Here is an 11,641-nt window from a genome sequence, read left to right on the forward strand (position 1 = left end):
CAAATTAGTCTATTAAGTTATAAAATTAATTTAGTTAAAAATAAAATAAAAAATCATACTCCAATTAATATAAAAAATACATATAATCACTTTTCATTTTTTTTCTTTAAAAAAAAATTATCATATTTAATACTTTAAATAAAAGTATAATTAACGCTATAATAGTATTTCAAAATATGGTTAAAGTAAATAAAAGCAACATTGATAATTTTAGTTAAATAATCCCATTTTATGATTTTAAAAAAAATAACGCTAAATAGAGTTATGCTTTAAAAACTAATTAATTGATAATTTTTGTTTTCATAACATTTTATTAAGTCTTAAATTATCCAGTACAAAGTTAATAGTTTTGTGATGGATAAAACAATACTTATAAATACTACAAAAATATATTAATTTGTATAGGAGTGATAATATGGAAACTTTACCAATTGCACCTATAGGAAGAATTTTATCAAATGGTGGTGCTCCTCGAGCAACAAAAGATGCTAAAATTGAATTATCCACAATTCTTACAGAGTACGGTGAAGCTATTGCTGAAGAAGCAGTAAAAATTGCTACCCACTCAGGTAGAAAAACTGTAAAAGCTTCAGATGTACAATTAGCTATAAAATTAAAATTTTAAACCTATAGAAAAATAAATAACAAAAAAATCTAAAAATTAAATATTATTTATTGGTTAAATTTTCATTTAAAACAACTTATTTAATTATTTAACCATGTATCTATTTTTTATTTTTTAAATTAAAATTAAATCTATTTTTTTATAAAACTTAAATTTATTTTTTTATTTCTTATTTTTTTTTAACATCAATAAATTAAGTATATTTTTTATAAACGACAAACTTATTTTTATCAATGAAAAAATTTTTACGGAGAGAATCTATGATAAATACTTTAAAAAATTTTATCACAGATAATAAGAAAGATTTAAGTTATATTGCCTTATTGACTATTTTTCTATTAATCATAACAATTCCGAGATTATTGGTCCAATACAATGTTGGAATTGGAAATTGGGACACTTACCTTTATTTGGAAAATGGTCGAAACTTTGCTAAAATGGGTTGGGGAGATGTTCCAAGTATTTCTCCTGTTTTACCTATGATTTTGTCAAAGATGTTTTTAATAGCTGGACATCCATATCAGGAAGCCATATTCAACATAGATGTCGTATTATACTTTATTTGTATTATTACGTTTTATTTATTACTAAGACTTAAATTCAAACATGAAATTAGTCTTCTTGGAAGTATCATATTTGCAACATTTACACTTCTTTATTCATGGGTTGCACTCGGTGGAAATGATATTATAGGTGTTACCGGAACAGTTCTTACAATTTATTTAATACTGACAGCCCATAGGTATAATAATAAACTGTATTATATTGCACTGCCTATTGCAGCATATGCATTTTTATCAAGGTATACTGCGGGAGTAATGATCTTTTCAATATGTTTCTATTGGCTGATTAAAGAAATTGATTTAAAAGAATTCAAGCACATTATTGTTGGTGGAATACTTGGAATCATCAGTATCGGTTGGTTTTTATACCAGTTTTACATATATTTAGGAACGCCTTTCCCGTTTCTTGGACAGTTTAGTGGAACTGTTTCCAATACTGTGGTAATGGATTCCGGATTTTTACCGGATAGCTGGTATTATATTAAACATATACCCAACTATTTACTCAGTTATGTTCCTGATGTAACAACATTTAATGCAATAGTTAATCCGATGGGAAATGTACCTTCAACAATTTCATATATCTACATTATACTCATGGTATTTGCATTTGTATTGCTTGCATGTAAAATTATTAAAAGCGTCAAAAACAGTGAATTAATATTTAATCAAAAATTTAAGCTGATGCTGGTGCTTAGTGCATTACTATTGATATGCTTCTTATTTACTTTGGGAAGTGTTTCATATATAATCAGCATCATAATTTTCCTATTTGCATTATACCTTTTATGGACAGTTTTAAAAGGCTATGACATTGAATATTTGGACTATGAACTGTTGATGATATCATTACTGGTAATATATCTGGTATTCCAATCAATACTGTTTACAAAGAATGACCGTTATTTCATAACTGTCCTTCCGTTTATCGCTTACTTCATAACATATGCTCTGGATTGGATATTTAATATGATTGATGAAAAAGTAAATCTTAAGCAGATTCATCTTTCGAAAATCATTTCAAGTATAATCATCATAGGATTACTGGCTAACACACTTCTATTTGTTAGTGTCATGCCAACAGATAATGATTATTCTGATATAGAAGAAGCATGTGACTGGTTAATGGATCATGAAATAATTAATAATACAACGCTTTGTTATTCTGACAATTGGCCTGCAGTGACTTGGTACCTGAATATTTACTGTCAACGCGGTGTTCCCAACACTACTGATAATGAGTATCAGACGAAATTTGCTGAAGAGATTTTGACTGCGAACGATTCACATAGAGGAGCTTTCTACTACATCGATGCAACCAATAAAGAAAAGGTTGACTATCCTGGAATGATTAAGCTGGAAGGCTTTGATACCGTTCAAATTTATGAAAATAAGTATCTGGCTGAGTTTGGATATAAATATGTGTATAGTGATGATTATAAAGTAAGACTTAAAGAAGAGATTAAAAACTTCGGTAGAAGTGATTAAGATGTTTGGAATAAATAATCTTTCAAGAAATAACAAATTGTTGGGCATATTATCCGTTCTGATGATAATTTATACCGGCATACTGTTATATTCTCAAAGTATCCGCAGCATTAGTTACTGGGACATATTTGTTTATTTACAAAATGCAATGTTGTTTTCTGGTAACAATATAGGCAGTCAGTTAAGTGTTCCTCCTGTCTTATCACTTTTAACATCCGTTCCGTTTAAGTTAGGTTTTATTAGTGAAACATCACTATTTGTAGTTTCAGGAATTCTTTTCATTTTTTTAATTATTGGAATGTATTTGTTATTCAATGAAAGATTTGATTGTGAAATTTCATTACTTGCCAGTCTGATATTTTCAATGTTATCCCTTATTGTAACATGGGCGTTGACTGGAGCTACGGATGTACCTGCTTTGAGTTTTGGAGTATGGGCATTGCTGTTTACCATTTGGGGATTGAATAAGGATTTTAATTATTATTATCCTGCATTTTTATTCTTTATATTGGCATTTTTCACCAGATTTACTGAGGGTTTTATTTTAATTGTCATGGGTTATTACCTTTTAATAAATTTCGATAAGTTTAAAAAACAGTTGACTGTGAAGAATATATTACCATTTGTGGTTTACGTTTTAATTATTGGTTTAATTATCTGTGGTGTTTATCTTAGTTTTCAAGGCACCATCCCATTTATCAGCCAGTTTTTGGAAGTTTCCAGCAGCAGCCAGGTTAGCAGTGTTAATGTAGGCTATGAGTTAAATCCTTATTATTATCTGCAAAATTTACCGGAATATTTAACATCATTCAATGCATCCGGTTCATATTTTGTTAGTCTTTCAACCAGTGATAATTCACCAACGCCATTATCATATGCTTTTATATTACTGGTTGTAATATATCTGTTAAAATTCTTATCCAATCTTGTTAATTATGATATTTGTGAAGTTGATAATAAGAATATTAAAATAGCTGCAATAATATTATTATCCATTTTTACAATAATTAGTTATACACATCTATCTTACATGATCACAGAATTACTGTTTATTGTAATTCTTTTATTATATTACAGATGGCTTCCAGATAAAGATAACCAAATGGATTATCTTATGTTATTATGGATTGGAATTTACATTATTATGCATTCTTATCATCCAGTAAAAGTTGACCGTTACATAATACCAATACTCATACCTTTAACATATTTTGTTACAACATCAATACAGTTCATCCTGAAGGATAAAAAGAAAGTTTTAATAGCATTACTCATAATATTAATCCTGATGATACCAGTAAATGCAAGCTATTTAAGCTCAATTACACATGAAAATCAACACACACATGAAGAAAAAGTTGCTGCAGAATGGTTAGATCAATATGACCCCAACTACAAAAGCTACAACATATCATCAGACAGAGGAGTAGTATTCAGCTGGTATCTGAAAAAATACGTTTACACAACAATACCAAGAGTATTGGAAGCAAACAATGAAAGCTTAATAGATAAGTTAAATTCAATAGAAGCAAAATATTACATAGATTCAACAAGCAATACAACAAAGATTGCAGGATATCAGTGCATATATGACAACAATAAGGATACAAGAGTAAAAATATATGAGAGGAAATAAATGTACACAAAAGAAGAAATTATTGAAGAAATTATCACAATCCGTGAAGAAATAGGACATGACTTTGTTGAACCTGAAATAAAGGACATGTACCTAAATGATAACGAATTGACAATAATTGCACCAGACAGACCTGAAAAATCAATAATCATAGGAAAAGGTGGATGGGTTGTAGGAAAGCTAAGGGAAAAACTTGGATTTAAATCCATCCACGTGATTAGTTATACAGACATTATCCTCAAGGAATACCAATTAGAATTATCTGTAAAACACGTACATAACCTATTAAATGAAGATAAAATTCCTTTAAATTACATTGATGCATTCACAAACCTATACACACTTCTAAAACAGAAGCAGGAAGCACCATACAATACCACAATTATTGAGAAATATATTGACGATAATATAGACCGAGACTGTTATGAAGATTCCAATGTACTGGTGGCATTATCCGGTGGTGCAGACAGTAGTTTCTCAACATTACTTGCAAAATCATTGGGATTTAATGTCAGAGCATTGACAGTAGATCCCGGAACAATCATACTGCCAAAACAGTTCAGGAACAATATTGACAACCTTTGCGATAAAATTAACGTTGAACATGAATACGTTGAAACAGATATGACAGAACTCATAAGTGATTCGTTAACTGGTAAAATCCATCCATGTGGTAGATGTTCTAAAAGCATCCATAAAAAACTTGAAGAAAAATTATCGGAACATGGATATGACATGATGATATTTGGAGATTTATTATCAACAGGTTCTCAGTCAGTAGTAATAAACGGTGAAAATATACGTATAAATCTTCCCGCATTATTCAGAATGGAAAAAAGCGAAGTTAAAAATATTATAACAAAATATGATGTAAAAAAAATTAAAGGTTATGGATGTCCGTTGATTGTTCAAGTTCATAAGAAATATCCACAGTACAGACCATTTTCCATACAAAGGGTTTTAAGAGAAACAAGAGCAGGTATTTTAGAACCTGGAGAGGCTCTTGACCTGATTAGAACTATTTGATTACCATTAATGCCCCATAAATTATAAGGACCAATCCGAGTATGTATGCAACAAGATTTGGATAAATAATCACAAGAATACCAACAATGATTGCTGCTACATAATAAATAGCTTCTTTTTCTTCAAACATTTAATCACCTAATAAGAAAATAATTTTTTTGTAACAATTATTTAATGTATAATTACTACTCATTTAAAAAACTTTCCATAATTTCAATGGATTCAATAACTGCTTCAGGTGCACATCCACCCTTAACTGTTCTACTTTTAACGTTTAATAAAGGATCAAGTGCTTGTCTAACCAATTCTTCACCCAAATCCAGTTTTTCACTAGTTATTTCAACACTAACCCTATTTACATAGTCATTATCTATTTCATTTACTGAAATATTTTCCGCAATTGCATCAGATACTATACGACCGACAATTTGATGAGCAGTTCTGAAAGGAAGATTTTTTTCACGAACCATTACATCAGCAAGTTCCGTAGCGGTAGCAAAGTTTGCACCTGCCAATTCTTCCGTTCTTTCCTTGTTGATTGTTAAAGTACTTAGCATTCCATGAACAATTCCCAGAATATCGTTGGTGTTGTCTATTGCATTCCATACGTGAGGGGAAACCTCCTGTAAATCCCTGTTATAACTGTGAGGAATACCTTTTATCATGGATAAAACAGTCATAAGTTCCCCATAGGCTATTGTGCTTTTACCCCTTGCCAGTTCTGCAATGTCCGGATTTTTCTTCTGTGGCATGATTGATGATGTTGAGGAGTACTGGTTTGAACATTCAACCATTCTGAACTCATAGGTACTCCATATAACTATTTCTTCGGATATTTTTCCCAATGTTGTTGATAACATTGCATAGTCAAATATTGTTTCTGCAGCAAAGTCCCTACTGCTTACACCATCAATGGAATTATCCATTGCTTTGGAAAAACCCAGGAGTTCTGTTGTTCTCTGTCTGTTTATTGGAAAACCTGTTGTTGTTAGTGCGGCTGAACCCAAAGGATTCATATCAACACGTTTATATGTGTCCATGAATCTTTCACAGTCCCTTCTTAATTCGTTAGCATATGCCATCAAGTGATGTGCAAATGTTGTTGGCTGAGCATGTTGCAGGTGCGTGTAAGCAATAAACAATGTGTCAGTGTTTTCTTTAGCAATATCCACAATTGTTTGAATAAATGATTTAATGTTGGCAACTGTATTTTCTATTTCCTCCTTCAAGGTAATTCTTACATCGGTACATACCTGGTCATTTCTGCTTTTTCCCGTATGCATAAATCCTGCTTCTTTACCTATTTCTTTTGTGACATAATCTTCCAATGCCATGTGAATATCTTCGAAGGAAGGATTTAAATCAAGTGCTTCCAAACCTTCCTCTTCAAGTTTATCCAATGCTTTCAATATTTTTTTTCCTGCTTCTTCAGGAATGATTCCTTCTTCAGTAAGCATAGTTGTATGTGCACGATTACATTTAATATCCGCTTCAAATAATCTTTTGTCGAATTCAATACTTGATGAAAATGCTGCAGCATCATCAGTCATTTGTCCATCAAATCTTCCTGCTCTTAAATCCATATTTATCAAAATCCTTAAAATTTAGCTATTAATAGTTATGTAAAACAAGGTTAATTTATCTTTTTGTTTAAGTTAAAAAAAAAGTTGTATAAAAAAAGTATTTGTGTGAAAATGTTTTTGGAAACCTATAAATCAGATTGTGGAAAACTTCAATAATTCACAATAGAGATTACATCTCAAAGCTTCCTTCATAGAAATAGTTGCGCAATTGCTCTGCATCATCCCTAATATAAAATTTAAAAGTTTCCGTGTTTGTAATATAAAGATGTGCCAGTGATATTCCAATGTCTATCTTATTCCATTTTTCCGTAAATCTTCTTCTTAGTATATTTTGCTTTTTCCTGTAAACGTTGTAACTTCCATCATTGTTGTGTGTAAAATACCATGGCTGACTATTTGTTGCTGATGGTGCCAGCTGGGCAGGTATTAACCTTTCATCGACCTTATCAGAAATCTGTTTTAAATCATTTCTTTTAAATTCATTTATTTTCCGATAACCTTCATCTGTTTTTCCAAAAGAGATTGTGATGATGAATTTTTGTTTAGAATCTTCATTTTCAAAGTTTTTTGGACTTGCCATTCCCAGCCAACAGCTACCTAAAGACTTACTTTGCAGGAAGAGATCCACCTGCTGAAATATGAATCCTATGTTTTCAAGGTAGTTTTCTTTTTCTTCGGAATATAATAATAGGTAGTGTGGTGCTCTCCATGGTAGAATTGTTTTTATATTGTCTTTCGAAACTATTTCATAACTCCAGCATATGTTTTCATTTAATACTTTTAGTGTATCAATATAATTTCTTAATTCTCCAATCTCATCATCGTTTAAAGGTTCTTCTTTATAATTTCTGATTGACTGACGTTTATATATTGTTTCTTCCAAGTTCATAATTAACATTTTAATCTGTTGATTATATCAATTTTTTGATGGATTTTATAATTTTGAATAAATTTATTTTATTGTTAGAATTAGTTTAAGTATAATATTTTTTGGTTTTGAATAAAATAACAAATAATTTTTAAAAATAGTAGTTTTCAGAGTTTCCTTTTTAAAAAAAAAGAAAAAAGAGAAATTTTAAGTTTTAGGTTTAAATAGTAATTAGGACTTATTTATAACTTGTAAACAGAGAATTAATCTTCTTATATGATTAGCATATAAAAGTTTTTGAAATATTTTCAAAGCATGATTATGCTTCTACTTCTATTTCTACTTCTATATTACCTGAGTCTACAACACCTGATTTTCCAGTGTCTTTAGATTTGTCAATATTTTGACTGCTGTCTGAAGTATGTCCACTGTTATCGTGGATGTCGAATGAGTCAGGTACATCTTCTATACTGTCATATTCAAAGACTAACATTCCATTTTCATCCCAAGCATTTGAACTGGTTATTTCAATACCGTTTGCTTTTAAGATAGCTACGAAGTCGCTGTAACTTAATTCACCGTTGAAGTATTCAGAGTATAAATAGATGTATAATTGGTATTTTGCTTTGCTAAGCCTATGTGTAGGTACAAAGTGAGGTCTACCTCTGTTCCAAGCAGGTCTGTATTTTCTTGGTGAATACTTTCTGTATTTACCAGGAGTACTATATCTGGAAGCACGGTTTGCTCTTACAGCTTTTTGTGCTTTATACTTAGGAACATGTCTATTTATAACATCTTTATAATCAATGTCACCATTTTCAGGTTCGTCTACAACACAAACTAACTTCCAGTCACCAATTTTTATAGTAATTTTAATTTTAATCGGTTTAACCGTTACGTTAGTATCTGCCTCATTATAGATAGGATTTTCTAATAATTTAGCATCATAGTTGTATCCGCCTTTAGGAACTGTTACATTTTCAAATCTTGCAACACCGTTTTCATCGGTAACTGCACGTACCTTAGTACCATCTGCCAATGTAAGTTCAATGGTTCCGTTAACAACTGGTTTGCCTGTTAGATCATCTATAGCTGTAATTTCTATCACAGCTTTTCCTGGAGTTCTATTTACAACTTCAGGGGTGAGTGTTGCATTACGTTTTACAACATCCACAACCATAGGTGAAGTGGATGCCTCGTATTCATCATCACCAGCAAATGTTAATACTAAATCGTTAGGACCAGCAGGTAAATCTAAAGGTAATATTACTTTACCGTCACCACCAGTAACAGCTGTTATGTTAGTACCGTCAGGTAATGTTACTATTACTTCCTTATTAGCTAATAAATCCCCAGTAACTGGATCTTTAAGAGTTATTTCAATTTCAGTATCCCCGATAATGTTGTTAATCACGTCACCACTGATTTCGGTTTCACGACTTACAACATCAGCAGGAACATCATCATCACTAGAAGTGTAATTTTCATTACCTAAATATCTTACATCAAAGTCATAACTACCCTGCTCTGTAATATCAGTAACAATAGTTACTTTACCGTCAACTACTTCACCAGTACCAACAAGGGTTCCGTTTACATATACTTCAACAGGACCGTTAGGTACAGGTAAACCAGTTTCAGCATCAGTAACAGTAGCCTTAATGGTTACATTACCAGGAGTGTTGTTTACAACTTCTGCTTCAATTTCACTAGGACGTGGTAAGATATTCATGTCAACAGTAGTGTTTGAAGGTGCGTATGTTTCGTTACCAGGATAGGTTACATCAAGAGTATGAGGACCTACAGGCAAGTCAACAGGAACTTCAACAGTACCATTTTCATCAGTTGTTGCTGAAATGTTTGTACCATCAGGTAATGTAATAATCACAGGAGCAAATGGAATAGGCTCATTAGTTTCAGGATCAACAAGAGTAATGTTAACCGTACTGTTACCAAGAGTTTCATTTCCAGGCTCAGCTGTAATATCACTAGGTCTTCCAACAACATCATCATTTACTGTGGTGTTGCTTTCAGTGTAGTTTTCATTACCAAGGTATTCTACGTCAAAGTCATAGTTTCCTATTTCGGTAATGTTAGTTTTGATGATTGCAATACCATCAACAACTTCACCAGTACCAACAAGGGTTCCGTTTACATATACTTCAACAGGACCGTTAGGAACAAGTTCACCAGTTTCAGCATCAGTAACAGTAGCTTTGATTGTTACGTTACCAGCAGTATTGTTAATTAATTCTGCTTCAATTTCACTAGGACGTGGTAAGATATTCATGTCAACAGTAGTGTTTGAAGGTGCGTATGTTTCGTTACCAGGATAAGTTACATTTAAAGTATGAGGACCTACAGGTAAGTCAACAGGAACTTCAACAGTACCATTTTCATCAGTGACAGCAGGAACTTCAGTACCGTTAGGTAATGTAATAATCACAGGAGCAAATGGAATAGGCTCATTAGTTTCAGGATCAACAAGAGTAATGTTAACCGTACTGTTACCAAGAGTTTCATTTCCAGGCTCAGCAGTAATATCACTAGGTCTTCCAACAACATCTACAGGAACAGTAGTATTGCTTTCAGTATAATTTTCATTACCAAGATACTCAAGCTCTACATCATAATCACCAATCTTATCAAGATCAGTAAGAATGATAGCAGTACCATTAATAACTTCACCAGTACCAACAACAGTACCATTAACCTTAGCTACAACAGGACCATTAGGAACAGGTAAACCAGTCTCAGCATCAGTAACAGTAGCATTGATAGTAACATTTTTAGCTGTATTGTTAATTACTTCACCAGTAATTTCACTAGGACGAGGTAAGATATTCATATCAACAGTAGTGTTTGAAGGACTGTAAGTTTCGTTACCAGGATAAGTTACATCAAGAGTATGAGGACCTACAGGCAAGTCAACAGGAACTTCAACAGTACCATTCTCATCAGTAGTACCATTAACTTGTGTACCATTAGGTAATGTAATAATTACGGTTGAATTGATTAATGGTTCTCCTGTTTCAGCATCGGTAAGATTTACTTTAACTGTACTGTTTCCAAGAGTTTCATTTCCAGGTTCAGCTGTAATTTCACTAGGTCTTCCAACAACATCTACAGGAACAGTGTTGTTGCTTTCAGTGTAGTTTTCATTACCAAGATATTCTAATTCTATGGTGTAGTTACCAATCTTATCAAGGTTTGTAGGAATAATAGCAGTACCATTTTCCACAATACCTTCACCAATAACAGTACCATTAACTTTAGCTACAACAGGTCCATTAGGAACAGGCTGTTTAGTTTCAGCATCAACAACGGTAGCATTAATTGTTACGTTTTTAGCTGTATTGTTAATTACTTCACCTGTAATTTCACTAGGACGAGGTAAGATTTCAATATCAACAGTTGTATTGGTTGCATTGTAGGTTTCATTACCATCGTAACGTACAGGTAATGTGTAGTTTCCAACAGGTAAATCTACAGGAATTTCAACTGTACCATCAGGAGTGATTGTACCGTTAACTTCACTACCATCAGGTAAAGTAATAATTACAGTAGCGTTAACTAATGGTTCACCAGTTTCATCATCTGTTAAGTTTACAATAACTGTACTGTTACCAAGAGTTGTATTACCAGGTTCACCAGTAATGTTAGCAATTCTACCAACAACTTCAACAGGAACAGTATTGTTACTTTCTGTGTAATTTCCATTACCAAGATATTCTAATTCTATGGTGTAGTTACCAATCTTATCAAGGTTTGTAGGAATAATAGCAGTACCATTTTCCACAATACCTTCACCAATAACAGTACCATTAACTTTAGCTACAACAGGTCCATTAG

General features: G+C 32.0%; 8 protein-coding genes. 4 read left to right on the forward strand and 4 right to left on the reverse strand.

The genetic code is table 11. The annotated features are described in order from the left end of the window. Positions 1–415: 415 nt before the first annotated feature. The 4 genes from QZZ11_RS06075 (at position 416) to QZZ11_RS06090 (ending at position 5,338) form a co-directional block, all read left to right on the forward strand. Entirely contained in the window at positions 416–625 is a 210-nt protein-coding gene (locus tag QZZ11_RS06075) for a histone family protein (RefSeq protein WP_292474475.1), read from the forward strand. A 260-nt stretch (positions 626–885) separates the two neighbouring features. Beyond that, entirely contained in the window at positions 886–2,676 is a 1,791-nt protein-coding gene (locus QZZ11_RS06080) for a glycosyltransferase family 39 protein (protein ID WP_292474476.1), read from the forward strand. 1 nt (position 2,677) lies between these two features. After that, on the forward strand, positions 2,678–4,312 hold the full coding sequence (locus QZZ11_RS06085; protein ID WP_292474478.1) for a glycosyltransferase family 39 protein: 1,635 nt from the start codon (positions 2,678–2,680) through the stop codon (positions 4,310–4,312). Further along, positions 4,313–5,338: a 7-cyano-7-deazaguanine synthase gene (locus tag QZZ11_RS06090; RefSeq protein ID WP_292474480.1), complete on the forward strand. Its 1,026-nt coding sequence runs from the start codon at positions 4,313–4,315 to the stop codon at positions 5,336–5,338. Here the strand turns inward: QZZ11_RS06090 and QZZ11_RS06095 are convergent. From QZZ11_RS06095 to QZZ11_RS06110, 4 genes are all read right to left on the reverse strand, one after another. Then, entirely contained in the window at positions 5,331–5,468 is a 138-nt protein-coding gene (locus QZZ11_RS06095; RefSeq protein WP_292474481.1) for a hypothetical protein, read from the reverse strand. The genes QZZ11_RS06090 and QZZ11_RS06095 overlap by 8 nt on opposite strands. Before the next feature lie 55 nt (positions 5,469–5,523). Then, positions 5,524–6,921 (reverse strand): argininosuccinate lyase, encoded by a 1,398-nt coding sequence (gene argH / locus QZZ11_RS06100; RefSeq protein ID WP_292474483.1) that lies wholly within the window; start codon positions 6,919–6,921, stop codon positions 5,524–5,526. Between the two features lie 169 nt (positions 6,922–7,090). Beyond that, the gene (locus tag QZZ11_RS06105; protein WP_292474485.1) at positions 7,091–7,810 is read right to left on the reverse strand and encodes a nitroreductase family protein; all 720 of its coding nucleotides are present in this window, start codon (positions 7,808–7,810) and stop codon (positions 7,091–7,093) included. A 298-nt stretch (positions 7,811–8,108) separates the two neighbouring features. Beyond that, on the reverse strand, positions 8,109–11,641 hold a 3,533-nt coding region (locus QZZ11_RS06110), incomplete at its 5' end, for an Ig-like domain repeat protein (RefSeq protein WP_292474487.1).

The organism is Methanosphaera sp. (genome assembly GCF_016282985.1).
In the GTDB taxonomy this organism is placed as follows: Archaea; Methanobacteriota; Methanobacteria; order Methanobacteriales; family Methanobacteriaceae; genus Methanosphaera.

What these genes read in the sequence shown, in the direction of transcription:
- argH (WP_292474483.1), bottom strand. Translation starts at nt 6,921, where the DNA reads ATGGATTTAAGAGCAGGAAGATTTGATGGACAAATGACTGATGATGCT.
- QZZ11_RS06090 (WP_292474480.1), top strand. Translation starts at nt 4,313, where the DNA reads ATGTACACAAAAGAAGAAATTATTGAAGAAATTATCACAATCCGTGAA.
- QZZ11_RS06095 (WP_292474481.1), bottom strand. Translation starts at nt 5,468, where the DNA reads ATGTTTGAAGAAAAAGAAGCTATTTATTATGTAGCAGCAATCATTGTT.
- QZZ11_RS06105 (WP_292474485.1), bottom strand. Translation starts at nt 7,810, where the DNA reads ATGAACTTGGAAGAAACAATATATAAACGTCAGTCAATCAGAAATTAT.
- QZZ11_RS06085 (WP_292474478.1), top strand. Translation starts at nt 2,678, where the DNA reads ATGTTTGGAATAAATAATCTTTCAAGAAATAACAAATTGTTGGGCATA.
- QZZ11_RS06075 (WP_292474475.1), top strand. Translation starts at nt 416, where the DNA reads ATGGAAACTTTACCAATTGCACCTATAGGAAGAATTTTATCAAATGGT.
- QZZ11_RS06080 (WP_292474476.1), top strand. Translation starts at nt 886, where the DNA reads ATGATAAATACTTTAAAAAATTTTATCACAGATAATAAGAAAGATTTA.